The sequence below is a fragment of the Bradyrhizobium sp. MI1.4 genome, from assembly GCF_055811315.1.
On record NZ_JBVVPP010000049.1, the window covers coordinates 18827 to 43503 of the forward strand.

24 protein-coding genes and 1 tRNA gene are annotated in these 24677 nt (G+C 64.1%); 7 read left to right on the forward strand and 18 right to left on the reverse strand.

What is annotated here, in order from left to right; genetic code table 11:
* The first annotated feature begins 104 nt into the window (after positions 1–104).
* Together typA and AC0L23_RS32215 are read left to right on the forward strand one after the other, a co-directional pair.
* Positions 105–1931: a translational GTPase TypA gene (gene typA, locus AC0L23_RS32210; protein ID WP_085348520.1), complete on the forward strand. Its 1827-nt coding sequence runs from the start codon at positions 105–107 to the stop codon at positions 1929–1931.
* A 125-nt stretch (positions 1932–2056) separates the two neighbouring features.
* Positions 2057–3301 carry a flavin monoamine oxidase family protein gene (locus AC0L23_RS32215; RefSeq protein WP_085384729.1) on the forward strand — a complete coding sequence of 415 codons (1245 nt, stop codon included), beginning with the start codon at positions 2057–2059 and terminating at the stop codon, positions 3299–3301.
* A gap of 88 nt (positions 3302–3389) precedes the next feature.
* Here AC0L23_RS32215 and AC0L23_RS32220 read toward each other — a convergent pair whose 3' ends face one another.
* From AC0L23_RS32220 to AC0L23_RS32235, 4 genes are read right to left on the reverse strand one after another with little or no spacing between them, the layout of a single operon-like run.
* Positions 3390–3797 (reverse strand): thiol-disulfide oxidoreductase DCC family protein, encoded by a 408-nt coding sequence (locus tag AC0L23_RS32220; protein WP_085348521.1) that lies wholly within the window; start codon positions 3795–3797, stop codon positions 3390–3392.
* On the reverse strand, positions 3797–5116 hold the full coding sequence (locus tag AC0L23_RS32225; protein ID WP_085359639.1) for an SDR family oxidoreductase: 1320 nt from the start codon (positions 5114–5116) through the stop codon (positions 3797–3799). Before AC0L23_RS32225 ends, AC0L23_RS32220 begins: the two co-directional genes overlap by 1 nt.
* A gap of 8 nt (positions 5117–5124) precedes the next feature.
* Positions 5125–5592, reverse strand: coding sequence for a DUF2269 family protein (locus tag AC0L23_RS32230; protein WP_085359637.1), 468 nt, complete (start codon positions 5590–5592; stop codon positions 5125–5127).
* Positions 5589–6488, reverse strand: coding sequence for a dienelactone hydrolase family protein (locus AC0L23_RS32235; RefSeq protein WP_085359635.1), 900 nt, complete (start codon positions 6486–6488; stop codon positions 5589–5591). Before AC0L23_RS32235 ends, AC0L23_RS32230 begins: the two co-directional genes overlap by 4 nt.
* Before the next feature lie 262 nt (positions 6489–6750).
* Between AC0L23_RS32235 and AC0L23_RS32240 the strand changes: the two genes are divergently transcribed.
* Together AC0L23_RS32240 and ppa are read left to right on the forward strand one after the other, a co-directional pair.
* Positions 6751–7260, forward strand: coding sequence for a GNAT family N-acetyltransferase (locus tag AC0L23_RS32240; RefSeq protein ID WP_007598725.1), 510 nt, complete (start codon positions 6751–6753; stop codon positions 7258–7260).
* 175 nt (positions 7261–7435) lie between these two features.
* The gene (gene ppa, locus AC0L23_RS32245; RefSeq protein WP_007604168.1) at positions 7436–7972 is read left to right on the forward strand and encodes an inorganic diphosphatase; all 537 of its coding nucleotides are present in this window, start codon (positions 7436–7438) and stop codon (positions 7970–7972) included.
* Positions 7973–8009: 37 nt separating this feature from the next.
* On the opposite strand, the gene folD is transcribed toward ppa, so the two are convergent.
* The 3 genes from folD to AC0L23_RS32260 are packed head-to-tail and all read right to left on the reverse strand — an operon-like array spanning position 8010 to position 9560.
* Positions 8010–8894, reverse strand: coding sequence for a bifunctional methylenetetrahydrofolate dehydrogenase/methenyltetrahydrofolate cyclohydrolase FolD (folD, locus tag AC0L23_RS32250; RefSeq protein WP_018459745.1), 885 nt, complete (start codon positions 8892–8894; stop codon positions 8010–8012).
* 10 nt (positions 8895–8904) lie between these two features.
* Complete coding sequence (locus tag AC0L23_RS32255; RefSeq protein ID WP_085384730.1) at positions 8905–9249, reverse strand: DUF167 domain-containing protein; 345 nt, start codon at positions 9247–9249, stop codon at positions 8905–8907.
* Positions 9250–9269: 20 nt separating this feature from the next.
* Positions 9270–9560, reverse strand: coding sequence for a YggT family protein (locus tag AC0L23_RS32260; RefSeq protein ID WP_473357902.1), 291 nt, complete (start codon positions 9558–9560; stop codon positions 9270–9272).
* 204 nt (positions 9561–9764) lie between these two features.
* On the opposite strand from AC0L23_RS32260, the gene AC0L23_RS32265 reads away from it, so the two are divergent.
* A tRNA-Ala gene (locus tag AC0L23_RS32265) sits at positions 9765–9840 on the forward strand.
* Between the two features lie 108 nt (positions 9841–9948).
* On the opposite strand, the gene AC0L23_RS32270 is transcribed toward AC0L23_RS32265, so the two are convergent.
* The 7 genes from AC0L23_RS32270 to AC0L23_RS32300 all read right to left on the reverse strand — a co-directional run bounded on the left by AC0L23_RS32270 (position 9949) and on the right by AC0L23_RS32300 (position 17807).
* Positions 9949–10761 carry an enoyl-CoA hydratase gene (locus AC0L23_RS32270; RefSeq protein ID WP_085359633.1) on the reverse strand — a complete coding sequence of 271 codons (813 nt, stop codon included), beginning with the start codon at positions 10759–10761 and terminating at the stop codon, positions 9949–9951.
* A gap of 108 nt (positions 10762–10869) precedes the next feature.
* The gene (locus tag AC0L23_RS32275) at positions 10870–11664 is read right to left on the reverse strand and encodes a glutamine amidotransferase (protein WP_026233871.1); all 795 of its coding nucleotides are present in this window, start codon (positions 11662–11664) and stop codon (positions 10870–10872) included.
* 127 nt (positions 11665–11791) lie between these two features.
* Complete coding sequence (locus AC0L23_RS32280; RefSeq protein ID WP_026233870.1) at positions 11792–12571, reverse strand: SDR family NAD(P)-dependent oxidoreductase; 780 nt, start codon at positions 12569–12571, stop codon at positions 11792–11794.
* Positions 12572–12801: 230 nt separating this feature from the next.
* The gene (locus AC0L23_RS32285; protein WP_085359631.1) at positions 12802–13290 is read right to left on the reverse strand and encodes a tellurite resistance TerB family protein; all 489 of its coding nucleotides are present in this window, start codon (positions 13288–13290) and stop codon (positions 12802–12804) included.
* Between the two features lie 287 nt (positions 13291–13577).
* Entirely contained in the window at positions 13578–14987 is a 1410-nt protein-coding gene (locus AC0L23_RS32290) for an adenylate/guanylate cyclase domain-containing protein (RefSeq protein WP_085359629.1), read from the reverse strand.
* Positions 14988–15037: 50 nt separating this feature from the next.
* A complete protein-coding gene (locus tag AC0L23_RS32295; RefSeq protein ID WP_085359627.1) occupies positions 15038–16405 on the reverse strand; it encodes a cytochrome P450 in 1368 nt (455 codons plus the stop codon).
* A 34-nt stretch (positions 16406–16439) separates the two neighbouring features.
* Positions 16440–17807 (reverse strand): twin-arginine translocation pathway signal, encoded by a 1368-nt coding sequence (locus tag AC0L23_RS32300; protein WP_018459737.1) that lies wholly within the window; start codon positions 17805–17807, stop codon positions 16440–16442.
* 150 nt (positions 17808–17957) lie between these two features.
* Here AC0L23_RS32300 and AC0L23_RS32305 point away from each other — a divergent pair, with 150 nt between their 5' ends.
* The gene (locus tag AC0L23_RS32305; RefSeq protein WP_018459736.1) at positions 17958–19646 is read left to right on the forward strand and encodes an MFS transporter; all 1689 of its coding nucleotides are present in this window, start codon (positions 17958–17960) and stop codon (positions 19644–19646) included.
* 24 nt (positions 19647–19670) lie between these two features.
* Here the strand turns inward: AC0L23_RS32305 and AC0L23_RS32310 are convergent, their stop codons facing one another.
* Positions 19671–19883: a hypothetical protein gene (locus AC0L23_RS32310; protein WP_085348531.1), complete on the reverse strand. Its 213-nt coding sequence runs from the start codon at positions 19881–19883 to the stop codon at positions 19671–19673.
* Positions 19884–20063: 180 nt separating this feature from the next.
* Positions 20064–20375, reverse strand: coding sequence for a hypothetical protein (locus AC0L23_RS32315; protein WP_085359625.1), 312 nt, complete (start codon positions 20373–20375; stop codon positions 20064–20066).
* A 255-nt stretch (positions 20376–20630) separates the two neighbouring features.
* Between AC0L23_RS32315 and AC0L23_RS32320 the strand changes: the two genes are divergently transcribed.
* Positions 20631–21677: a polysaccharide deacetylase family protein gene (locus tag AC0L23_RS32320; protein ID WP_085359671.1), complete on the forward strand. Its 1047-nt coding sequence runs from the start codon at positions 20631–20633 to the stop codon at positions 21675–21677.
* Positions 21678–21752: 75 nt separating this feature from the next.
* Here the strand turns inward: AC0L23_RS32320 and AC0L23_RS32325 are convergent, their stop codons facing one another.
* The gene (locus tag AC0L23_RS32325) at positions 21753–22136 is read right to left on the reverse strand and encodes a hypothetical protein (RefSeq protein ID WP_085348532.1); all 384 of its coding nucleotides are present in this window, start codon (positions 22134–22136) and stop codon (positions 21753–21755) included.
* A 104-nt stretch (positions 22137–22240) separates the two neighbouring features.
* The gene (locus AC0L23_RS32330) at positions 22241–24349 is read right to left on the reverse strand and encodes a hypothetical protein (protein ID WP_085359623.1); all 2109 of its coding nucleotides are present in this window, start codon (positions 24347–24349) and stop codon (positions 22241–22243) included.
* Positions 24350–24677 lie beyond the last annotated feature (328 nt).

Sequence of the window (24677 nt, forward strand, 5' to 3'; positions counted from 1 at the left end):
AAAGCGCCCCGTTTCCAGTCTTCAAGCGTTGTTTCGAGAAGAGGTCCCGGTCTGACCGGCGAGATCGCGCTTAACCCATTGTCCGACCGCAAAGAAGCCCACTCATGAATCTTCGCAACATCGCCATCATCGCCCACGTCGACCACGGCAAGACGACCCTGGTCGACCGCCTCCTCCAGCAATCCGGCACCTATCGCGAGAACCAGAAGGTGACTGAGCGCGCCATGGACTCCAACGATCTGGAGCGCGAGCGCGGCATCACCATTCTGGCCAAGGCGGCCTCGGTGCAGTGGAAGGACACCCGCATCAACATCGTCGATACCCCAGGCCACGCCGATTTCGGCGGCGAGGTCGAGCGCATCCTCAACATGGTGGACGGCGCGCTGGTGCTGGTCGACGCCGCCGAGGGGCCGCTGCCGCAGACCAAATTCGTGGTCTCCAAGGCGCTCAAGGTCGGTTTGAAGCCGATCGTCGTGATCAACAAGGTTGACCGTCCCGACGCGCGGGCAACCGAAGTCATCAACGAGGTGTTCGACCTGTTCGCGGCGCTCGACGCCAGCGAGGAGCAGCTCGACTTCCCGATCCTCTACGGGTCGGCCAAGCAAGGCTGGATGGCCGAGAGCCCGGACGGGTCGCAGGAAGCCGGCATGCAGCCGCTGTTCGACCTGATCGTGCGCCATGTCGCGCCGCCGACCGTCGAGGAAGGCCCGTTCCGCATGATCGGCACCATTCTGGAAGCCAACCCCTATCTCGGCCGCATCATCACCGGCCGTATTTCCTCAGGCTCGATCAAGCCGAACCAGGCCGTGAAGGTGCTGGGCGCCGACGGCAAGATGATCGAGCAGGGCCGCATCACCAAGATCCTCGCCTTCCGCGGCATCGAGCGCACTCCTCTCGACGAAGCCGAGGCAGGCGACATCGTCGCCATCGCCGGCCTGACCAAGGGCACCGTCGCCGACACCTTCTGCGATCCGTCGGTCGACACCCCGCTGGTGGCGCAGCCGATCGACCCCCCGACCGTGTCGATGTCCTTCATCGTCAACAACTCGCCGCTCGCCGGCACCGAAGGCGACAAGGTCACCAGCCGCATGATCCGCGACCGCCTGCTGCGCGAGTCCGAGGGCAACGTTGCGCTGCGGGTCGTCGAAGCCTCCGACAAGGACGCAATGGAAGTTTCAGGCCGTGGCGAATTGCAGCTCGCGATCCTGATCGAGACCATGCGCCGCGAGGGCTTCGAGCTTTCGGTGTCGCGTCCGCGTGTCGTATTTCAGAAGGACGAGGCCACCGGCGCCACCCTCGAGCCGATCGAGGAAGTCGTCATCGACGTCGACGAGGAGCATTCCGGTGTCGTCGTGCAGAAGATGAGCGAGCGCAAGTCCGAGCTGATCGAGATGAAGCCGTCCGGCGGCAACCGTCTGCGGCTGGTGTTCTACGCGCCGACCCGCGGCCTGATCGGCTACCAGGGCGAGCTGCTCACCGATACCCGCGGCACCGCGATCATGAACCGTCTGTTCCACGGCTACGCGCCGTACAAGGGCGAGATCCAGGGCCGCCGCAACGGCGTGCTGATCTCCAACGACCAGGGCGAAGCGGTGGCTTACGCCATGTTCAAGCTGGAAGATCGCGGCCCGATGATGATCGAGCCGGGCTGGAAGGTCTACAAGGGCATGATCGTCGGCGAGCATACCCGCGACAACGACCTCGAGATCAACGTGCTCAAGGGCAAGCAGCTCACCAACATCCGAACCACGTCGAAGGACGAAGCGGTGCGCCTGACCCCGCCGATCCGCATGACGCTGGAAAAGGCGCTGGCCTATATCGAGGACGACGAGCTGGTGGAGATCACGCCGAAGTCGATCCGCCTGCGCAAGCGGCACCTCGACCCGAACGAGCGCAAGCGCGCGGAAAAATCCAAGGAAGCGGTGGCTTAAGGCCACTCGGACACACGACGAATGCGTCATGGCCGGGCTTGTCCCGGCCATCCACGTCTTCGATACTGGTGTCAATGACGTGGATGCCCGGGACAAGCCCGGGCATGACGATGAAATTGACCGCTATGTCCCTCCCCTCCTCCGTCGACGTCGCGATCATCGGTGCGGGCGCCGCCGGCCTCGGCGCGGCGCATGCGCTGGCAGGCCCCGGCCTCTCCGTGATCGTGCTCGAGGCGCGTAACCGGCTCGGTGGCCGGGCCTGGACGGTGCAGGCCTCGCCCGAAGTCACCTTCGACGTCGGCTGCGGTTGGCTGCATTCGGCGGACAACAACTCCTTCGTCGCGATTGCAAAGCAGCTCGATTTCGAGGTCAACAAGGACCTCCCGCCCTGGCGCGAGCGCGCCTATGGCGACGCGTTTCCGAAAGCCGAGCGCGATGATTTCATGCACGCCATGGACGCCTTCTATCAGCGGCTGTGGGAGACCGCCCAGAAGGGCCAGGATGTCCCCGCGAGCTTCAGCCTGGAGCCCGGCAATCGCTGGAATCCCATGATCGACGCGATCTCGACCTACATTAACGGCTGCGAACTGAAGGACATGTCGACGCTGGACTGGGACGCCTACGAGGACAGCGACCTCAACTGGCGCGTCCGCCGCGGCTACGGCGCGCTGATCGCGGCCTATGGCGCGCCCTGCCTGGTGGCGCTGAACTGCAACGTCACGCTGATCGATCATTCCGGCCAGCGCATCCGCATCGAGACATCGCAGGGCACGCTGACCGCGGACAAGGTGATCGTCACCGTGCCGACCAATCTGATCGCCAATGAGGCGATCCGCTTCTCGCCACCTCTCCCCGCCAAGGTCGACGCCGCGGCCGGCCTGCCGCTCGGTGTCGATGACAAGGTGACGCTGGCGCTCGACGATGCCGAAGCCTTCCCGAAGGAAGGTAATTTGCGCGGCGCCACGATGCGCACTGACATGGGCACCTATCATATCCGCCCGTTCGGCCAGCCCTGCATCGAAGGCTTTTTCGGCGGCAGCTTTGCACGCGAACTGGAAGACGCGGGCGACGGCGCCATTGCCGCCCAAAGCATCGAGGAGATCGCAGGCTTCCTCGGCAACGACATCAGGCGAAAGCTGAAGCCGCTCTACGAGTCGCGCTGGGCCCACGACCCCTTCGCGAGAGGCTCCTACTCGCACGCCCTGCCCGGCCACGCCGGTGACCGCGCCGTGCTGGCGGCACCGACCGATGGGCGGCTGTTCTTTGCGGGAGAAGCGACGTCGCCGAACTTTTTCTCGACGGCGCATGGGGCGCGGGACTCAGGGGAGCGGGCGGCGAGGGAAGTGCTGGGCGTTCTGGGCAAACCGTAACCGCACGCTCGTCATTGCGAGCGCAGCGAAGCAATCCAGAATCTTTCCGCAGCGACACGGATCGCTTCGCTGCGCTCGCAATGACGAATTACTCGATCACCCGTGCTCGCAAATCGGCGTCAGGCACGAAGCACGCATCGTACTTGCCAAATATGCGGTAACGGTTGCGCGCAATGAGGCTATACACCGGGTCGCGCAACGCTTTCGGGACGGCAAACAACGCACGCACCCAGCCCCAGCCGGGAAGCTGCGACAGCACCGTCAGCGCAGCGTCCGACTTCATGAACACCTCGCCGCCGTGAATGACGGCATTGGTGTCGGGATCAGCGGGATCGATGCCGAACGTGCGCGCGAGCCGGGCGCCATAGTCGGACTGGATCGGCGTGAAGCGAAACCTCTTCCCCGTGTCGCGCGCGGCGACGAAGCGGACCCAGCGCGAGCAAAAAATGCAGACGCCGTCGAAGAGGATCACGTCGTCGTCAGGCCATTTTGGCATCAGCGATTGTCCAACATCAAAAGCGCAACAAGCATCAGCACGATCGCCGGCCCCGTCTTCACCAGTGCGCCGAGCGGCTCGATCCAAAGGTCCGGCGTCAGGATCGCGGCACCCAACATATAGCCCAGCGAAGCCAGGATGCCTGCAACGAGCCCGAGCGCAGCGGTGCGACGGAACGCGATCAACACGCCGATGCTCATATCCATCAGGCTGGTGGCGATGGTGATGGGATCGACGAGCGCCGAGGGAAAGTTGTGCGCACTCAGGATGCCAGCAGCGGCGCGATAGGACACGAACAGCGCGATGAAACCGGAGACGCACCAGAACGCGACAAGGCTCGCGAAGATCAGCGTCTTCACCAAAAACAGCCGCGCGAACCATTTGTCCTGGATCGTGGCGGGGTGGCGCCCGACCGTCTGAGCCAGTGATTTCGGCACGATGCCCGTGGCGGCGATCCACGCCGAGGGATCGCCGGTGACGCCGCGGCGCAGCTCGGCGATGGCCGTGGAGCGCATCGGCGGTATCCAGCCGAGATAGTTGGCGACATCGCCGCCTTTCGCGTCGAGATCGAGCACGAAGGACGGCATCGCGACGCGCGACCAGCCGGCCGTACCGAACGCGATACGGAACTGCTTGATGACGCCAGCCATTGTAATCGGTTCGACCTGCATCAGGTCCCAGTTCACGGCCTTCACCGATGCGTCGTCGATATCGCGCGCGGCAAGCCAGGCAATGGTGGCGGAAATATCCTCGACAGCAACGGGCTGGAACGGCGTCGCCATCTCCTTCTCCGGCAGGTCGAGCGGGGAGGCCGCAAGCGTGCGGAGCATCGCGCTGCCGCCATAGGCCGACGGCGCGACCACGAAACCGGGCCGCAGGATGGCGTGGGGAGTGCCGGAAGCCACGATCAAACGTTCGGCCTCACGCTTCGTCGTTGCGAACGCGGTTCGATCCTCGCCGGCGGTCCCGGGAATCGAGATGTGCACAAACCGGATCGCACGGCCGCTGCCGCCAATCGCCTGAAGCAATCGTATGACGAGATCGCGATGCACCGCGTTGGTATCGCTGCCGGGGCCGTCCTGGAGCACGCCGAGGCAGTTCACGACGACATCGACCGCGTGCTCACCAAGGAGGCGCGTCAGAGCCGCCGCATCGAGGGAGAGGATCGGCAGCTCGATGTCCAGCGCGCTCATCTTCTGCGCCACCGACAGGCTGCGCGCCACCCCGATCACGCGAAATCCATGCGCGCGAAGATCGTCGGTGACGTAGCGGCCGATCAGGCCGGAGGCGCCGAGCACGAGAATGGTTCGCTGGCTCATGACCTTCCTCAAAACGGTTTTGCGATCATCAGCCAGAGGATCAGCATCGTGGCCCCGAAGCCGGGGAAACCGAACGCGAACCAGCGGCGAAACAGGACGAAATAGCGCTCCGGAAGCGCGCCACGCTGCTCGGCGGCCTTCCGCGCGAGATCGCGCATCTCGATCTGCATGAAGATCACGGGGATCCAGAACAAGCCAGCAATTGCATAGAGCGCAAGGGAGGCGAGCAGCCAGCGCTCGGCGACCGACGTTGCCGAGAGCATCATCAGCAGGCCGCCCGTGACCGGCTGGAGGATCACGGCGGACAACGTGAAGATCGCGTCGGCGATCACGACTGCCGAAGCGGTGCGCGCGATGAACGCCACGTCGTTCGTGCGATGTGCCATCAGCATGAAGAAGGCAATGCCGGTTCCGGTGCCGAGGATGACGATAGCTCCGAGCACGTGCAGATATTTGATGAGGAAATACAGCGTCATGGCTTCTTGGTCACCACGGGCTTGGGCAGGCTCAACCCACGCGCAAGCTCGGCACTCGCGGCTTTGACGCCTGCCTCGGTTTCGATCATCCAGTGGCCCTCGCTACCGACGGCCGGCGTCGTGCGGAAGTCGACCTTGCCACCGCCGCCGCGAAACGCATCGACCAACGCAAGCGAAAATGCCGGTGCAAAGTAGCTGTCATTGGCGGCAACGAGCCATGTGATGGGGATGCGCGCGGCCTTGCCGAATTCAGCCGCCGCGGCGAGAAGCGTATGCGGCGCGCAGATCCGGTTCGGCTCGTCATTGGCATGGCCGCCGCGGCCCGGCGCAATGGCGATGATGGCGGAGATCGCCTTCGGATCGGCATTCGCGAGCGCCAGCGCGCCCCAACCGCCGGCGGAATGGCCGATCACGATCGCGGCGTCCTTGCGGATAAAATCCTGCTTTCGCACATAGTCCAGCGCGAGCGCGATTTCGTCGGCCGTTGCGCGGCCCGAGCGCACGTAGTCCGCCTCGTCGCAGCCACCCTGGTCCTCGACATAGCGGCCACCGGTCGCACCATGGCCGAGCCGTTCGGGCACCAGCACGGCGAAGCCGCGCGCGATGAGGAATGCCGTGAGTGCGCGATATTCCGGCTGTGGCGTTTGCGCGCGCCGCAAGCCATTTTGCGTCGAAGCATGCGCGATCACCGCAAGCCGGAACGGGCCGGCACCCGGCGGGCGAAACAGCTGGGCATGAGCGGAGATGTCGGTATCCGGCGACGGCACGCGCCATTGCTGACGGCGAAACGGATCGCCCTCCGCTCCGGACGAACCAAACGTGACCTGAGCGCACACGGGCGGCGCGGTCAGCAAGGCCAACAGAGCCAGGAGCACGAGAATGTTGGGGATCCGCATGAATTGCCGGAGGCGAGAACAGCGACAGTTAGACTAGTAGGAACGAATCAATATCGGCAGGCTTTCTGCGTTGCCATTGCCGTTCATTCGTTGCCGCAAAGCAGTTTTGCACCGTCGCAGAGCACCCCGGTGCCATTCGAATCGGCGTCTTGTCTTTTTTCGGTACAACATGGTTCAAATACTGATGCAGAAAGTCCACACGTTAACCGATAATTAACGATAGGTCTTGCCGCCGGCGCGGCGACTTGGTTTGATCACGTCCATGAGCACAACCCTGATCGAGGTCCGGCCGGCCAAAGCCGCAGATGCAACTGCGGTGGCGTCCACCCATGACGAAGCCTGGCGCTCCGCCTATCAGGGCATCATTCCCGGCGCCGAACTGGAGAAGCTGATCAACCGCCGCGGTCCGCAATGGTGGGACAGCGCGATCCGCAAGGGCAGCCGCGTCAGCGTGCTGGTGTTCGGCGACAAGATCGCAGGCTACGCCAATTACGGCCGCAACCGCGCCCGCAGCCTGCATTTCGACGGCGAGGTCTACGAGCTTTATCTGCGTCCTGAATTCCAGGGCCTGGGCTTTGGTCGCCGCCTGTTCACCGCGGCCCGCCGCGACCTGATGCAGAGCGGCCTGAAGAGCATGGTGGTGTGGGCGCTCTCGGACAACGATCCGGCCACCGAGTTCTACCGCGCCTTGGGCGGCCGCATGGTGGCGCGATCCTCGGAGCGTTTCGGGCCGAAGTCGCTCGACAAGGTTGCCTTCGCTTGGACCAATTGAGCTGCTGAAGTCCCGCCGGCAGCGTTTTCCTTCCGTCGATACCGCTGCCTTGAGCCGGTGATCGCCGGATTCATTATTTCACAAAAACGCGATGGATCAGCGGGCCAAGCCCGCGTATGACAGCGCCAAAATCGCTGCCGGGTGCGATTTAACCTCGGCAACAACGGAGCCTTGAATGCGTATCGATGCGGTCTCGATCGGGAAAAACGTCCCTCACGACGTCAACGTCATCATCGAAGTCCCCGTGGGCGGCGAACCGATCAAGTACGAGATGGACAAGGAAGCCGGCACGCTGGTGGTTGACCGCTTCCTCTACACGCCGATGCGTTACCCCGGGAACTACGGCTTCATTCCGCACACGCTGTCCGACGACGGCGATCCCTGCGACGTCCTCATCATCAACACCCGCGCCATCATTCCCGGCGCGGTCATGAGCGTGCGCCCGGTCGGCGTGCTGTTCATGGAAGACGAAGCCGGCGGCGACGAGAAGATTCTTGCGGTGCCGTCGTCGAAGCTGACGCAGCGCTATGACAAGGTGAAGTCGTATTCCGACCTGCCGGACATCACGCTCCAGCAGATCCAGCACTTCTTCGAGCACTACAAGGATCTCGAACCCGGCAAGTGGGTGAAGATCCTGCGCTGGGGCGGCCCCGAAGATGCGCACAAGCTGATCCTCGAAGGCATCGATCGCGAGAAAAAGAAGAAGGCCTGAGCTCTGCTCCCTCGCCCCGCTTGCGGGGCGAGGTGAACTACACCGCCGGCTTCGGCAGCCCTGCAATCGCGCAGGCCGCGCGCAACGTGTTCACGAGCAGGCAGGCGACTGTCATCTGACCGACGCCGCCCGGTACCGGCGTGATGGCGCCAGCCACGGCGAGCGCTTCCTGATAGGCAACATCGCCGACGAGACGCGTCTTGCCGTCGTCCCTCGGAATCCGGTTGATGCCGACGTCGATCACGGTCGCCCCCGGCTTCAGCCAGTCGCCGCGCACCATCTCGCACTTTCCGACGGCGGCATAAACGAGGTCTGCGCGCCTCACGAGCCCGGGCAGGTCACGCGAGCGCGAATGCGCGATGGTCACCGTGGCGTTCTCGTTCAGCAACAGCTGCACCAGCGGTCGGCCGACGAGGTTGGAGCGGCCGATGACGATGGCGTTCATGCCTTCAAGCGAAGCATGCACGCTCTTGGTCAAAATGATGCAGCCGAGCGGCGTGCAGGGCGACAGCGCCTCGAAACCGCCGGCGAGGCGGCCGGCATTGTTCGGATGCAGCCCGTCGACATCCTTGGCGGGGTCGATGGCATTGACGACCGCCTCGGTATTGAGGCCCTTGGGCAGCGGTAGTTGCACCAGAATACCGTGCACGGCGGGATCGCGGTTGAGTTTTGCGACCAGCGCCAGGAGATCTGCTTGCGAGACGTCGGCCGGCAGCTTGTGCTCGAACGAGGCCATGCCAGCGGCCTGGGTCTGGGTGTGTTTCGACCGGACATAGACCTCGCTCGCCGGGTCGCTTCCGACCAGGACCACCGCAAGGCCCGGAACCAGATTGTGCTCGCGCTTGACGCGTGCGACCTCGTCGGCGACGCGGGCGCGAAGTTCTGCGGCGATGACTTTTCCGTCGATGATCTTGGCGGTCATGTCAGTTCCCTCAGTCTGTCGATTTGGCTGATGCGAGCTGGCGCTGGGCTTCGCCGAGCCGCGCCGGATCGCCGTCGACCGCGATCTGCTTCAGCCGCGAGGTCGCTCCCGACAGGAGTTTGACGCTGGCCTTGGGCACGCCCAACGATTTCGCCAGCAGCACCAGAACGGCCTTGTTGGCCTCGCCGCCATCTGCGATAGCGCGCACCCGCACCTTGAGCACGCTGCGGCCATCGGAGAGCTGCTCGATCCCGTCGATGTCGTCGCGGACGCCGCGCGGCGTCACCCGCAGCGCGATGCTGATACCTGCGGCCCCGTAACGCCAAGGTTCCTTGATGACAAGGTTCTTTGGCAACCCAGGGCGCTCCAGCTTGCTTAGATCACGTTCGGGTAGATGTAATACAGGATCACCCGCTCGATGAACATGATGAGCAGGATCAGGATGATCGGCGAGATGTCGAGGCCGCCGAGGCTGGGCAGGAAATTGCGAATCGGAGTCAGGACCGGCTCGGTGATTCGGTACAGGAACTCCGCCACCGCCGAAACGAACTGGTTGCGGGTGTTCACGACGTTGAAGGCGATCAGCCAGGACAGGATCGCGGACGCGATCAGCAGCCAGACGTAGAGGTCGAGCACGATGATGACGATGTCGAGAACGGCACGCATGGCTTTTAAAGACTCTGACTTTTGAAAATTCTGGCTGCGGTCGGGATTGACGCCTGCTGCTAGATATCGGTTCCCCCCGGTCCAAACAAGGGAAGTCGGTGCCGGGATGGCTAAAACCGGGTTACACCCGTCCTTGACTTGACCTTGGCGGGGACTTAAATGGCGCCCGGTTGTCGGCCGCATTGACCAGAGCGGCCTACAAAAGGGGCCATAGCTCAGCTGGGAGAGCGCGTCGTTCGCAATGACGAGGTCGGCGGTTCGATCCCGCCTGGCTCCACCACGCTTCGCCCTTCGGGCTACGCGTGGCGCAGCCGCGCGGAGCTCGAGGGGCGAAGCGTGGTGTCCGGCGTAGCCCGCAGGGCGAAGACGGACTGCCCCTTAAGCTTCCCTACTTCCCCGTAAACCTTGGCGGCCGCTTCTCCATGAAGCTCGCGACTCCCTCCCGGAAATCGCTGCCGTTCAGCGCCACCATCATGTCCCGATTGGCTTCGATCGTCGCCTCCGCCAGCGTCTGGAACGGCACCTCGTAGAGCTGCCGCTTGATCACGGCCATCGCGCTCGGCGAGACGAAATCGGCGAGGTCGCGCGCATAGGCATAGGTCTCCTCGCGCAGCTTCTCGGGCGAGCAGAGCCGATTCACCAGCCCCATCCGCAGCGCCTCGTCACTCGAAACGCGGCGCGCCGAGAGCAACAGATCCATCGCGTTGGCGTGGCCGACGATTCGCGGCAGCATCCAGCTGATGCCGTGCTCGGCGATCAGACCACGCCGGGCGAAGGCGGTGGTGAACACGGTGTTGTCGGCGGCAAAGCGCAGGTCGCAATAGAGCGCGTGGACGAGGCCGATGCCGGCGGTCGCTCCATTGAGCATGGCGATGACAGGCTTTCCGATCGACGGGTAGAAGCCATAGCGCGTCTGCCAGTCCGGCCGCCGGTTCATGTCGAAGGGCGGCAGGTTCGACGCACGCCTGACATCATCGGGGTCGAGCCCCTTCAATGCGTCCATGTCGGCACCGGCGCAGAAGGCGCGGCCCGCGCCGGTGATCACGATGACGCGGACATTGTCATCGGCGCTCGATGCTTCCATCGCATGGCGCACGTCGCGCTCCATGATCGGCGTCCACGCATTCATGCGATCGGGACGGTTGAGCGTGATGGTCGCGACCTTGTCGCTGACCTCATAGAGAATGTGTTCGTAAGCCATGGTGCTCTCCCTTTGTTTGCCGGCGCAGTTTCGCGCGCGCTCGTTGACATGAGCCTAGCATATCAAGGGATGAGACAAGGGCTTGTGCCAACGGCCTGGGAGGCGCGATCACTCGGCGGCTTGCGCCAGCAACGGCCGACGCGCCAGCCAGCCGTCGATGAATTGATCAAGCCAGGCCCGTTCCGCGGCATCGTAGACGGCACGGTCCGCGAAGTGATGATGCCGCTGCCGCGCGCCGGGCGCGCTGAGACCGTCATAGCCGCGCGTGGTCCAGCAATGCATCATGGCGTAGGTCACGTCAGGATGAAACTGCACGCCGAAAGCGTTGCCGGTGCGGAACGCCTGCACCGGAAAATCATCGCCTTCGGCAAGCAGTTCAGCGCCAACCGGTAGCTCGAAGCCTTCGCGATGCCAGTGATAGACCCGTGCCGGCCAATTCGGGCAGAGCCCGTGTCCCGCGGGTGTCGGGCGGATCGGGTAGTAGCCGATCTGGGTCAGCGCATCGGCATGCGGCGCGACGCGGGCTCCTAACTGCTTCGCGAGCATCTGCGCGCCGAGGCAGATGCCGAGGAACGGCCGCTGTTCGCGGAGCGGAATTTCGATCCAGTCGATCTCGCGGCGGATGTAGTCGTCGGGATCATTGGCGCTCATGGGACCGCCGAAGACCACAGCGCCGGCATGCTGGTCGAGGGTCTCAGGCAGCGGATCGCCGAGGCGGGGACGGCGGATGTCGAGGCGGTGGCCAAGGGCGCGCAGCGCATTGCCGACGCGGCCGGGCGTCGAGGATTCCTGATGCAGGATGATCAGAACCGGCAACCGGGTTTCGAAGGCGGCGACATCAGGCGTCCTTCTGGGGAAGGGCACCACATCTGCGCCACCAAATCTGTCCGTCCGGAACGACATGGTCTTTGCGACTGCTATCGGTTCTGACCGCCAGCATAACTAAGCGATCGTTAATTTCGTGTGAGTTTGCGCACACACACTCCCGATAGAAAGCAAGCTCCGGGCCACGACCGACCGAGAGCTCCCTCTAGCGTCTTTGTCTCTGAAACCGGCTGGTGGCGGACAGGATGAAGCCGCGCGGGAAGAAGCGCAGCGCGAATGGCACAATCTTGATGCCCAGACCGGGGAGCACGGCCCGCTTGTTGGCCATCAGGCCGCGATAGGCCTGTCGTGCGACCTCAGCGGCAGGAACATTGAGAAGGGCCGTATCATGTCCGGACCCAACGCCGGCGCGCGCCTGGAATTCGGTGGGCACCGGGCCCGGGCAAAGTACGGTGACGCGAACGCCGTGCGGTGCAAGCTCCGCCCGCAAGGCCTCGGTGAAGGAAATGACATAGGCCTTGGACGCGTAATAGACCGCCATGCCGGGGCCGGGCAGATAGCCGGCGACCGATCCGACGTTGAGAAGGCCACCCTTGTTCCTGATCAGCTGATCGGCAAAGCGCAGCGACAGATCCGTCAGAGCCCGGACATTGACATCCACTATGCCGACCTGCTCGACGCGGTCGCGCTCAATTGCGTCGCCGAACACGCCGAAGCCGGCATTGTTGACGAGATGATCGAGCTCGACGCCTTCGGCAGCGAGTGCGGCGGCGATCTTCTCGCCGGCATCCGCATCCTCAAGATCGCAGGCGATCACGATCGGCTTTTTGCCACCCTTGGCAGCGAGCTCGTTTGCGAGCGCCTCGAGCCGGTCCGCGCGTCGCGCCGTCAGCGCAAGACGGTGTCCGTTCGCGGCGAACACACGCGCTAGCTCCGTGCCGATGCCCGCCGAGGCACCGGTGATCAACGTTACCCGCTCAGTCACGATCGAGATCTCTTGAATTGAAGTTTTTTTGGCGCCGCAATGCTGGAACGAGAGCATAGGCCGTGCGCGACAGGCAAGCGGCGTCCACCGCATAGCCACCTGAGCGGGAAACGGGGAAGCAGGAAAACCCCGTTTTTACAGGGGAAAACCGGAACCAGGGCAGCCCCGAGGCTACATTAAAGTTTCGTCATGTGGTCCGCACAACCGCCAATTGGCGGTATTGGCAGTGATCACCCGCCGACCGCGCTGTCCTTGACCTGACCACCGGCACGATCTGCGACCGCGTGCTTCAGGTCGATCCGGTCGCGTTGCGAAATCCCGAGCAGGTCGGAGGCACGCCAGACCACATTATCCTCGAACTCGGTAACCTGGCCATCGGCATAGACCAGCTCCCACATCATCTGGACGACCCGCTTGCGGCCCTCTTCGTCGAGCGAGCGCATCATGATGCTGGTGAAGTGATAGAGGTCGACCGCCTCGCCCTCGACCTCCGTCGCATCCGCGATCAGACGATCCGCGGTGCCGCGATCGAGCCCAAAGTGGCTTTCGATCAGGCTGTGCAATTTGCGCTGCTCGGCAGCCGTCGGCTGGCCGTCCAGCGAGATCACATGAACCAGCAGCGCGGTCGCCGCCAGCCGGTAATCACCGTCACCGAAAGCGCGGTCCTGGGCATGGGGAGCAACAATGTCGGCGATGAATTGGCGCAGGCCGTCGAGCATAAGGTCCTACCGAAATCGATGAAGCCGCGGAGCGCGACCGCTACCAGCATTATATGAGTAGGAAATTCAACCGGCGCAACGTGCGTCAGTTCCGCGCGTCGCATTACGTTTCGGCAATCTGAGTCTGTGATTTTGGAGTAGGGCAAGGCAAGTGCGCACATGTGGTCCCGGCGAAGGCCGGGACCCATAACCACAGGCTGCGGTTTGGCGAAGGCTTTGGTAACGACCATCCAGCCTGTTTCGGAAATCACGCGGTATGGTCCCGGCCTTCGCCGGGACGACACCAGTCACGGTATCTCGTACACCACCATCTTGTCGGCGATGCCGCGCAGTGCGGCCTGCTTCTGGATCGGCCTGATTTCGCGCTGCTTGAGGACTTCGGCAACCGCCGGCGCATCCAGCACCGGGCCGGTGATGTGAATCTCCTGCGCGGTCGAGAGGCTCTGCACGCGGGCGGCGATGTTGACGGTCTGGCCGAAATAATCCTGCCGCTCGTTCAGCATCACCGCGAGGCACGGACCTTCGTGGATGCCGATCTTGACGATGAGATCGGCAGTACCGCGCTTTTTGTTGAGCTCGTCCATCGCCGCGCGCATCCGCAAACCCGCTGCGATCGCATGCTCGGGACGGACGAAGGTCGCCATCACGGCGTCGCCGATGGTCTTCACCACCGCGCCTTTCTCGGAGGAGATGATCTCGAGCAGCGCATGGAAATGCGCGCGCACGAGGTCGAAGGCGGCAAGATCGCCGACGCGCTCATAGAGCGCGGTCGATCCCTTCAGATCGGTGAACAGGAAGGTCAGCGAGGTGATCTGGAGCCGCTGGTCGAGACTGAGATTGTCCGCCTTGAACACATCACGAAACGTCTGGTTCGACAGCATCCGCTTGGCGGTCAGGAACGGCTTGCGCTTGCCGATGAGGTGATGGAGCGCCTCGGCCGCGATGAACACCGACGGCAGCACGCGTACGCCGGCCTGGTTCTCCAGCGACAGCCGCAGCGGGCCCGGCCGCATGGTCGTGGTTCCCGTCGGCGCCTGCACCCTGTTGTACATGATGGCGAGCTGCTGACGGTCCTTGGTGGGCTCGCCCTGCACGTCGATGAAATGCGCCGCGTGCGTCACCGGTTCGAAGATGATGATGAAATCGTCCGGCAGTTGCAGCGACATGGTCGCCTTCTCGCCGGCCGGGAGCTCCATCGTGTCCAGCGTCACCTCGTTGGCGAGCGTCGCAAACGATTCCTTGTTGAAGTCGACGCCGGAACTCCAGAACACCTGCTTGAAGTACTCCCACACCGGAAGCGTATCGGGATCATGCGCCGCAATGCGCCGGACACGTGAATTGACGGTGAAGGAGACTTCGACCTGATCATCGACGGAGGCCTTGTAGCCGCAGGCGCACAGCGCACAATGATAATCGTCTGGCTTGAGCGCCTTCAGGGTCGAGTGCGCACCCAACACGCCGCCGCAGCCCGGGCACAGCACATTCCAGCCCAGATCGAACAGGCCGAGCCGCGCCGAATGCAGGAATGCCGAGATCGCGTGCTCTTCATCGAGACCGTGCTGCTTCGCGAAATCGAGGACATTGACGCGGTTGAGCTCGTGATCTTCGCCGTCCTCGATGAGGCGCGCGATCGCATCGACCACTTTCGAATCGGCGGTCTGCTTCAGAACGGAAAACTGGGCCTGGATATCGCTCATGGCGCAACTCTATCTGGAGTGGATCACGCCGTCGGCCAGGCGAACGCCTGTCACCGACGCGTGATGCGGAACAGCGGCGAACGGTCCGGCTGGGTCGTGACGACACCGAGCGGAATGACAGGGCCGGTATCGGCAAGCTCGACACGGAACGCACCGATCAGCCGGGCCAGCGCCAGCACGGATTCGGCTTGCGCGAAGGGGGCGCCGACGCAGACGCGCGGACCAGCGCCAAAGGGCAGATACGCGAATCGATCGGGCGCTTCCGTGGACATGAAGCGTTTTGGAATGAACGCGTTCGGCTGATCCCACAGCTTCTCGTGCCGGTGCAGCAGCCACGGTGCGATCATGATGATGTCGCCCTTGCCGATGGCGACGCCGGCCGCGTTGTCCTTCTCGCGCGCGGCCCGGGCGATCAGGAAGGCCGGCGGATAAAGCCGCATGGTCTCCTCGATCACGGCGCGGGTGAACTTCTGCCGATCGATGTCGGCCATGCTGTCGAGGTGCTCGCCGCGGGTCTCGGAGGCGATCTCCTCCTGCGTATCGGGATCGAGCGCGAGCAGATAGAGCGCCCAGAACAGCGCGGTCGCCGTGGTCTCGTGACCCGCGAGGATCATAGTCGCGACTTCGTCGACCAGTTGTTCGTCCGAAAAGCCCTTGCCGGTTTCAGGGTCACGCGCCTCGTCCATGAGATCGAAAAGATCGCGCGGCGGCGCGCCGTCTTTCTTGCCCCTCTCACGCCGCTCGGCGATCAGCATCGCGACGAATTCGGTCCAGCGCTTGCGGAAACGGGCGCGGGCAAAATCCATCGGACTCGGCCAGGACAGCGGCAGCACCATGTCGAGCAAGTACGGCCGTCCGAGTCGGGCTCCATACTCCATGACGAAGTTGCGCAAGGTCGGACCATGCCGGTCCATGCCGAACGAGAACATGGTGCGGCCGGCGATCTCCAGCGTCATGCGCTGCATGATCTCGCGCAGATCGACCGGCTCGCTCGTTCGCCCGTCGAGCTTTGCGATGGTCTCGTCGAGCACCGCCGTCATGTGCGGAACGAGATTTGCTGTCGCACGCGGCGTGAACGCCGGCGCGAGGGTGCGGCGCTGAAACGTCCACGAATGGCCCTCCGCAATCAGAAGACCGTCGCCGAGCACGGGACGAAGCATGCGGATGCCCGCCGGAGTACGCGAATAATTCTCGTAATTGCTGAGCAGGACATGCCGGATCGCATCCGGCCGGTTCAGGATGAAGCTGTTGCGGAAGAAGAAGCGGCCCTCAATGACGTCTTCCTCATAGGCGCGCTGCCCCCAGGTCGCGATCATATTCCGCTTGATCACGGCAAGCCGGCCGAGGAACGACATGTCGTCGGGCGCTCGCGGCGGCGTCGGAGGGACGATGGGCCGACGCACGCTGGCGATGTTCATGGCTCTCTCCCGGAGGGGTGGCGCAGGCAGTTAGCTAGTAAGTCAGCTCGGCAATCGCAATCCTGTTCTCGGAGGCAGGCCAGGCGCGTGCCACAATTCGTTCTTCGTTGAATTCGGCCACGATGTTACGCCCGACCTCGCCGGCCGGAAGGCGCAGTGTTGCTGTCGAATCCGTGGGCACACCCGATTTGACGTCCGCCGGCTCCTTGCCGTCGAGCAGCACCACGTCCCGCGGCAGGCCGAAATAGCCGCGCGGACGCGACATGATCACGACGGCCCCGGCGTCCTTGTCCGCGGGACCGAGCGGGCGCGCGGCGCGCAGGTGAACGACGTCGGACGAGCGCGGGAAGGGCGAGCGGTAGATGTGCGTCGTCGGCGCATCCGGCGCTGCGAGGGCGAATTCGAGCGACCAGGAAGGTTCGACCTGCGCCGGTCCCCAGCGGCCGTCGGCGCCGGTCTTCGCGCTGTGCACGGCGCTGCCCTTGCGCTCACCGGTTTCAGGATCAACCCGAAAGATATCGACGGTTGCACCGGCCACCGGCCGATTGGTCGGCGCACCGCCCGGTGTGCCCGTCACGAGGCCGCTCAGCCTGACGCTCTGCTCCGGCACAATCGAGATTCGCGCGGGCTCGCGGCCGGCAATGAACTTATAGATCTCGCGGAAGGCTCGGGGGTGAAACGCCACCTCGCGATGATCGAGTGCGCCCAGCACGAGGTTGGTGGCCCCCTTCAACTCCGGACCTTCGACGCTGACGCCGGTCGGCGTGCCGGGCTTGCCGATGAAGCGGCCATCGGCCTGCGCGTATTTGTCCATGCCGTCGCTGCGCAAGGTCAGGAAGGCAACACCCGGCGTCACCTCACTCTCGCCCTCGTTCAGGCCGAGCAGGAACGCGCCGCGGCCGTTGAACTCGCTGTTGGGCTGGTCGTCAGTCGCGAACACGCCGTGATTGGGCGTGCCGCACAGCACGGCGTGGCTGACATCGCCGGCGCCGCCGTTCTTGATGACGTTGCGGATGGCATAGCCGCCGCGCGAGCTGCCGACCAGCGCCACGCGGGCGGCGCCGGTGCTGCGCTTCAATTCGGCTATGGCGGCGGCGAGCTCGCGGCGCTGGTCCTCGGTCGAGGAGCGGCCCGCCTGCTCGACCTTGTCGTCACTTCGCGCATTGGGATCGTTGAAATTGATCGCATGCATGCGATCGCGCGCAATGCCGTTGGATTCCATCCGCCACAAGGTCGTCATCCAGAGCGCGTCGTAGTCGCCATTGCCGTGGACGAACAGGATTGGCGGCACCTCGCTCGGCGCAGTGGGTGCGGATTGAGCCAATGCGCCCGTGCGCAAGCTCGCAATTGCGAAGGGCAAGCTGCCGGCACCTTGCAAGATCATCCGTCGTGACAGCTTCATCTGTTCCTCCCCGGCAAAAGCATCTCTGTGCACCGCTTATACCGGCCTAACCACTGGACAGCGAAGGACTTTCGCGGGCATCACTGAACTTGCCGAAATCGCCCAAAGACCACGCCGACGCCACTTCTGCCAGCCCATTTGGAAGGGGATATGACCGAGCAGACGAACCGTCAGAAAATTGACGCCGACGGCATCATGGCGCCGCTACGGTACACCGTGTTCCGGCGCATCTGGCTCGCCAGCCTGCTCTCCAATCTCGGCCTGCTGATCCAGGGCGTGGGCGCCGCCTGGGCGATGACGCAGATGGCGGCCTCGGCGGACAAGGTGGCGCTGGTACAGACCGCCCTGATGCTGCCGATCATGCTGATCTCGATGCCGGCGGGCGCCATCGCCGACATGTATGACCGCCGTATCGTCACCCTGATCGCGCTCATGATCGCGCTGACTGGCGCGACCGCACTCACGGTCCTGGCCTGGCTCAACTTCATTTCCCCGGAAACGCTGCTCGCCTTCTGCTTCGTCGTCGGCAGCGGCAACGCACTGTTCGGTCCGGCCTGGCAGTCCTCGGTCAGCGAGCAGGTGCCGCCCGATGCACTGCCGTCAGCCGTCGCGCTGAACGGCATCAGCTACAACATCGCCCGCAGCTTCGGCCCTGCGGTCGGCGGTGTCATCGTCGCCGCACTCGGTGCTGTCGCGGCGTTCGCGTGTAACGCGATCCTCTATTTGCCGCTGTTGGTGGTGCTGCTGCTCTGGCGGCGCAACACCGAACCCTCGCGCCTGCCGCGGGAGAAGCTCAACCGCGCCATGGTATCGGGCTTCCGCTACATCACCAATTCGCCGCCGATCAAGATCGTGCTGTTGCGCACGCTGGTGATGGGCCTGATTGGCGGTGCCATCATGGCGTTGATGCCGCTGGTCGCACGTGATCTGCTGCATGGCGGCGCGCAAACCTACGGCATCATGCTCGGCGCCTTCGGAATGGGCGCTGTGATCGGCGCGCTCAACATCCACGAATTGCGCAAGCGCATGAGCGGCGAAGCCGCGATCCGCGCCTGCACCATCTCGATGGCGTTTGCGATGGCCGCTCTCGCCGTGAGCACCGAGCCGGTGCTGACCGCGGCTGCGCTGGTGCTCGCCGGCGCGGTCTGGATGGCCGCCATCGCGCTGTTCAATATCGGCGTGCAGCTCTCGGCGCCGCGCTGGGTCGCCGGCCGCTCGCTCGCGGCGTTTCAGGCTTCGATTTCCGGCGGCATCGCGATCGGCGCCTGGGGTTGGGGCCATCTCACCGACTATGCCGGCGTCGAGGTAGCGCTGCTGACGGCCGCCGGCCTGATGCTGATCTCGCCGGTGCTCGGGATCTGGCTCACGATGCCGCGCGTCGGCGCCCGCAACGAAGACGCCGATCTGCTGGCCGATCCGGAAGTCAAACTGTCGCTCACGGCGCGCAGCGGGCCGCTGGTGGTCGAGATCGAATACCGCGTCGCCCAAGAGAACGCCCGCGCCTTTCACAACGTGATGCAGGACGTGCAGCTCTCTCGCCAGCGCAACGGCGCCTATGGCTGGTCGATCGCGCGCGACATCGCCGATCCCGAATTGTGGACCGAGCGCTATCATTGCCCGACTTGGCTCGACTATCTGCGCCAGCGCAACCGCTCGACCCAGTCCGAACGCGCGCTGCATCAGGAGGCGATCGATTTCCACATCGGCCCGGATCCGGTGCGGATCCGCCGCATGCTCGAGCGTCCGTTCGGCTCAGTGCGCTGGAAAGAGGAGACGCCGGACCAGGCAGCAAGTGAGGTGCTGCCCGTGGTCGCCACTGCGGCGGGAAGCAGCACTTAGGTTTTGCGAGTCCGTAGCGACGTCTTACTGCCCGTGATCCGTCAGCACCTTGTCGCAGCCCTTGGTGAGCCGCGTACGGTTCTGCTTGAGGCAGGCGAGCACGGCGCCATCGCCATTGTTCATCACCGGACGGCAGAAGCGCGTGACGTCGCGCGCGCAGGCGTCGTGACCGGGCTGCTGCGCTGACGCAGCCGATGCAAACAGGATCAATGGAATGATGCAAAGAAATCTGGTCATCGCGTAATGCCTCTTACCCGGAAGATGTGCGGGCGAAGCTAGAGCGACGATCCCGAAGCCGCAACGGCTTTATTGGCAGACGGGCTTGCGCCGCCGCGGCGCTCCGGCATCACGCCGGGGCACATCGCGAGGGGAGCTAACCGACGCAACGACGCTATCGTTGCTGTTACTGACCGACTCTTATTGACTGTCCCGGGCGTCAGCGACCTTGCGTGACGCGCCGCCCTTGGCGAGATCCTTGTCCATCACCGCACGGCAACCGGCGCTCAGATCCGAACGATGCTTCATCATGCACGCCGTGATCTTCGGGATGTTCGGGATTTCCGACGAGCACAGGCGGAAAGCGTCGCCGGTGCACTGCTGCTGCGCTTCGGACGAGAAGGCGAAGCTCGAGCCGGTCGAGGCGATCGAGAGGATGGCGGCAAAGCCCAGAGCCAGGCTGACGTCGCGGATCTTGCTACTTAAGGACTTGATGTTCAGCGAGTTGGTCATTTGAAGCTCCCATTGGCACCGCGGAAGCGGGCCCGCCGTTGTTGATGGGATTGACCATGCTCCAGCAAAACAGTTCCGACTGTGATGACGGTCACGGGAGGCTCACCCTCTGTGACCTCGGTCACGCTGGCGCACCTCGCTGAAATTCCTTCGTATCCGCTGTCGTGTTGGTGTCACGTTAACTGTTCCTTCGCATTAATGGCTCGTCGAGCGGGAAATTCCGCCGGTTTGGTTGCGTAATTGGAAAGAATGGCGATGCGTAATGCGTTGGGCCTGATGCTGGCCAGTGTAGTTGCGGCGGTCGTGATTGCCGCCGGCGGTTGGTTTTATTATTCCTCGCGCGCCGACCAGGCCGCTCCCAAGACGATTGCCGCCCGTGCCGCCGATCCATTGCCGGCACAGGCGAAGCTCGCCGCCAAGGACGACGTCGCGACCACGGCCGCGATCGCGGCCAAGCCGGCGGCAGCAGCCCCGGCGCCCGCACCCGCGCCGATGCCGGTTCAGCAGAAATCGACCTGCGCCAATCCCAACGCGCTCGGCGTCTCCCGCGTGGTCGAGATCGACACCACCGGCGGTCCGGGCTTCGGCTTCGATCATTTCAAGCAGTTCGACTTCCTCACCGACAAGGAGGTCGTGCTGACGTTCGACGACGGCCCCTGGCCGGTCAACACGCCCGCCGTACTGAAGGCGCTCGCGGACGAATGCGCCAAGGGCCTGTTCTTCTCGGTCGGCAAGCATGCGACCTACCACCCGGAGATCCTGCGCCAGGTGCTGGCCCAGGGCCATACGGTCGGCACGCACACCTGGTCGCACGTCAATCTGAACGGCAAGAAGATGACCGAGCAGATGGCCAAGGACGAGGTCGAAAAGGGCATTAGCGCGGTGAAATACGCGCTCGGCACCAACCCGGCGCCGTTCTTCCGCTTCCCGCAGCTCCAGCACAATCCGGCGATCGTGAGCTATTTCGGCACCCGAAACGTCGCGATGTTCTCGACGGATATCGACTCCTTCGATTTCAGGAAGGGCGCCACGCCGGAGAAGATCATCGAGACCGTGATGACCAGGCTCGACAAGCTCGGCAAGGGCATCATCCTGATGCACGACTTCCAGAAGCACACCGGCGAAGCCATGCCCGCGCTGCTCGCGCGGCTGAAGGCCGGCGGCTACAAGATCGTGCAGATGAAGGCCAAGACGACCCTCCAGTCGCTGCCGGAATATGACGAGGCGCTGCTGAAGGACCTAAAGGTGCCGACCTCGAGCGCGCGTCCGATCGGGAGCGTGGTGCAGACGGTTTCGCAGTAACGCGCCCGATCAGATTCAAAACTCTCGCGTGATGGCCGGGCTTGTCCCGGCCATATCCTTTTGAGAGCGGGCATCTTACCAGTAGATGCCATGGCGATGCAGCTCGCTGATGATGCGGCCTTCGGTCCAGCTGCGCTTGTGCTTCGGCTTGTCTGCCTTGGCCGTTGTCTTCGCGGCGGGTTGCGTCGTCGTCGCGGGCGCTGAGGCCGTCGTGGTCGTGGGTGTGGCAACCGCCGCGGGCGCATTGAGCGACACCGCCGGCGGGCGATCGAGATATTTCGGAGCTTCGGCGGCAGGCGCTGCTTCGCTCACCTGCGTCGGCGCGGCGGCAAGCGCCGGCGCCGTTTGCTGAACCGAAGCCGGCTCGCTCACCGCGGACAGCGACAGGCTGCGCGGGCCTCCGGCCTGGGCAGAGGCAGAGACCAGCACCATGGCGGTCACCAGAATGATCTTGCGCATATGAAATCTCCCCGTGTTTGGCGTGAGCTGGACACTAGGGGAGCCGCGATCGAGGTAATGTGATGCGAATCACGCCGGCGGCATCCCTCGCATCTGTTCATTGGCTAGCGGCGAACGCTCAGCTCCCGGATCGCAAAACCGAGGTCGCGGGGATCGCCCGGAAAATGCGTGACGGCATTGGTGTCCAGCTCGACCACGAGCGTTTCGTCGCCTGCAAACTGATCGAGGGGAAATGACAACGGGCCTGCGGGCACGACGCCTTTGTAGATCTCACGCCCATTGATCTTGACCAGGAACTCGTTTCCGCAGATCGGCATGGGCCACAATTCGAGCTTCAACGTGCGCGCCGGCATCACAGGCTTGTTCGGAATCTCGAGACGCCCGCTCGGTGATGCCCATTGCAGCGCACCCCCTGGGGTGATTTCCTTGCCGAAAAGACCGCGCGTTGCGATCCCCGGCGGGGCTTCCGTGCCGACCTCAAGCTCATTGCGCTGCCCATCCATGAATTCGCGCGAAGACCGGTCTGTGGCCACGGATATCAGCCGCTGCCCCGGATTGGCAGTGAGCCGCCCGGACGCCACCAGACAGTCGAACTTTTCAAAACCTTCGGGAAAATACGGCCGCCCCGCCGTGTCGGGCCAGGACATGATTCGCGGCGCCGCCCAGGGCACCCGAAGCTCCGCTGCGAGCCGGCGCAACAAATTGTGCATCATCGGATTCGCAACATCGATGACGAGTGCGTTGCAGCTCTTGATGTCCGCCGACAAGCGATTGTAGTCCCAGTCGAGAGACGTCGCCTTTTGCGCGTTGACCTGCGCGGCGGCGGTCGGAAGCCCCGGAAGACTTGCGCCCACCGCTTGCATCACCAGCAGCGGCCGCAACATGCCAAGGCCGAGGTGAACAGCCACGACGACGACAACGGCGGCGACGGCGCCCGGATTCCACCGATTCGCAGCCAAGGGAACCAAGCGCGCCAAGGGAGCAATGACAAGCGTGAAGAGCATCGGCGTCGCCATGGCCAGGCCCTTGCCCGCGGCCCAACCATGACCGGCCGCGAGAATGGCAATCGGCATGAGGCGTCCGGCAAGGCTGCCTGCCAGGAGCCGCGCGACGCTTCCGTCCGGCTCGGCGCGCCAGATCGTCCACGCGGTTCTTGCGATGCCCCTCAACAGCACGAACAGAAAGCCATAGAGCAGCAATTTCCACGCAACCGCCACCGCGGCGGGCCAACCCGCCGACGGCAGCACCGCATAGAGGCCGAGACCCGCAAGCGCGGATTCGACGGGCAATGAGAACCAGGCGTTCGCCAGTTCTCCGATACGACTGTCGGGGCTGCCGATGACATCGAGAAAGTTCGCGTCACTGCCGAACAGGTAGCGCTGATAGTATTTCCACCAGTCGGGCGGGTTGATCGCTGCATGACTCAGCTGGCGGACGACATAGGCAACCGTGCCGGACCAGAGCGGGATGCACGCGAGCAGCGATATTCCCACACCTGCCCCCAGGCCTGACGCAGCCACGGGCAAGGCCTTGCGCGAGGCGCGATGCCAGCAGCCCATCGCGGCCGCAACCGCTGCGGCGAGACCGTAGATCGTCAGCGATTCCGGATAGAGAAAGAACGCGCCGGTCATCAACGCCGCAAAGACCGCTCCCAACCGCATGATCGAGCTGGGCATTTGCCCAAAGCGATTGCGATCGAAGGCGAACGCCACGAATGCGAGCAGAAGCAGGAAGATCGGCTGCGTCGCAAGTTGAGACCAGGCGTTGATATCGAAGACGTACTGTTCGAAGAAGCCGATCGTGAGCGCGACGGCGCACGCAAACGCCAGCCAGCGCCGCATCGAGAGCGCGTTGACAAAGACGAACAGCGCGGCAAACAGCATGTTGAGCTGCATGCCGACCATATACGGATAGGCGCAATCGACGACATCGCCGCGACTGATAGCGGCGATTGCCGCATGGATCATCGACACGGCGCCGCGATAGTCGACGAACTTCAGTGCCATCACTGAAATTGGATTGGAGTTCGGCTCGTCCGCGCCCTGGATGGCCAGGGTTGCGTAGTCGAGCACGCGATACGAGACCGACGATCCCACGTACAACATATGATCGTAGACGTTGGCCTGGAAAACGCGGAAGCGCGCGCCTCCGTCCAGCCGGGAGCAAGACACACCATCGCGATAGCCGCGATCGCTATCGCCATCGCGAGCCATCGTCCGGGCGATGGCTCAGGCCGCCGACGCAGCGCCGGGAAGCGTATTGCAGCGGCAATGACAAGACCGGCGATTGCCATCGCAGGCAACGTCACCCACGGAGCGACGCCGGAGAGATACAGGACCGCGGTACCTGCGGCGAGAAGGCCGAAACCAAGCGGCGGCGCGAGCGCCCAGCAAACTGGTCCGACGGCAGAAGCAGGGAGAACGGAAGACCAATGGCGCCGGACGTCAGCGCGACGAGCCCAACCACCAGGATATCGTGCATGCTGCCTCGCGCCGCCCCGTTGCCTGTAGTTTCGGCCGTCCGGACGCGCTGTCAATCCAA

Bases quoted from the DNA above. Each gene is read 5' to 3' on its own strand.
- AC0L23_RS32235 (WP_085359635.1), bottom strand. From the start codon at position 6,488: ATGCGGATCCCCAACATTCTCGTGCTCCTGGCTCTGTTGGCCTTGCTG.
- AC0L23_RS32290 (WP_085359629.1), bottom strand. From the start codon at position 14,987: ATGAGCGATATCCAGGCCCAGTTTTCCGTTCTGAAGCAGACCGCCGAT.
- AC0L23_RS32230 (WP_085359637.1), bottom strand. From the start codon at position 5,592: ATGACGCTGTATTTCCTCATCAAATATCTGCACGTGCTCGGAGCTATC.
- AC0L23_RS32215 (WP_085384729.1), top strand. From the start codon at position 2,057: ATGTCCCTCCCCTCCTCCGTCGACGTCGCGATCATCGGTGCGGGCGCC.
- AC0L23_RS32220 (WP_085348521.1), bottom strand. From the start codon at position 3,797: ATGCCAAAATGGCCTGACGACGACGTGATCCTCTTCGACGGCGTCTGC.
- AC0L23_RS32315 (WP_085359625.1), bottom strand. From the start codon at position 20,375: ATGACCAACTCGCTGAACATCAAGTCCTTAAGTAGCAAGATCCGCGAC.
- AC0L23_RS32330 (WP_085359623.1), bottom strand. From the start codon at position 24,349: ATGGCTCGCGATGGCGATAGCGATCGCGGCTATCGCGATGGTGTGTCT.
- AC0L23_RS32275 (WP_026233871.1), bottom strand. From the start codon at position 11,664: ATGTCGTTCCGGACGGACAGATTTGGTGGCGCAGATGTGGTGCCCTTC.
- AC0L23_RS32225 (WP_085359639.1), bottom strand. From the start codon at position 5,116: ATGAGCCAGCGAACCATTCTCGTGCTCGGCGCCTCCGGCCTGATCGGC.
- AC0L23_RS32270 (WP_085359633.1), bottom strand. From the start codon at position 10,761: ATGGCTTACGAACACATTCTCTATGAGGTCAGCGACAAGGTCGCGACC.
- typA (WP_085348520.1), top strand. From the start codon at position 105: ATGAATCTTCGCAACATCGCCATCATCGCCCACGTCGACCACGGCAAG.
- AC0L23_RS32260 (WP_473357902.1), bottom strand. From the start codon at position 9,560: ATGCGTGCCGTTCTCGACATCGTCATCATCGTGCTCGACCTCTACGTC.
- AC0L23_RS32300 (WP_018459737.1), bottom strand. From the start codon at position 17,807: ATGAAGCTGTCACGACGGATGATCTTGCAAGGTGCCGGCAGCTTGCCC.
- folD (WP_018459745.1), bottom strand. From the start codon at position 8,894: ATGACCGCCAAGATCATCGACGGAAAAGTCATCGCCGCAGAACTTCGC.
- AC0L23_RS32310 (WP_085348531.1), bottom strand. From the start codon at position 19,883: ATGACCAGATTTCTTTGCATCATTCCATTGATCCTGTTTGCATCGGCT.
- AC0L23_RS32285 (WP_085359631.1), bottom strand. From the start codon at position 13,290: ATGCTCGACGGCCTGCGCCAATTCATCGCCGACATTGTTGCTCCCCAT.
- AC0L23_RS32325 (WP_085348532.1), bottom strand. From the start codon at position 22,136: ATGCGCAAGATCATTCTGGTGACCGCCATGGTGCTGGTCTCTGCCTCT.
- AC0L23_RS32320 (WP_085359671.1), top strand. From the start codon at position 20,631: ATGCGTAATGCGTTGGGCCTGATGCTGGCCAGTGTAGTTGCGGCGGTC.
- AC0L23_RS32305 (WP_018459736.1), top strand. From the start codon at position 17,958: ATGACCGAGCAGACGAACCGTCAGAAAATTGACGCCGACGGCATCATG.
- ppa (WP_007604168.1), top strand. From the start codon at position 7,436: ATGCGTATCGATGCGGTCTCGATCGGGAAAAACGTCCCTCACGACGTC.
- AC0L23_RS32295 (WP_085359627.1), bottom strand. From the start codon at position 16,405: ATGAACATCGCCAGCGTGCGTCGGCCCATCGTCCCTCCGACGCCGCCG.
- AC0L23_RS32240 (WP_007598725.1), top strand. From the start codon at position 6,751: ATGAGCACAACCCTGATCGAGGTCCGGCCGGCCAAAGCCGCAGATGCA.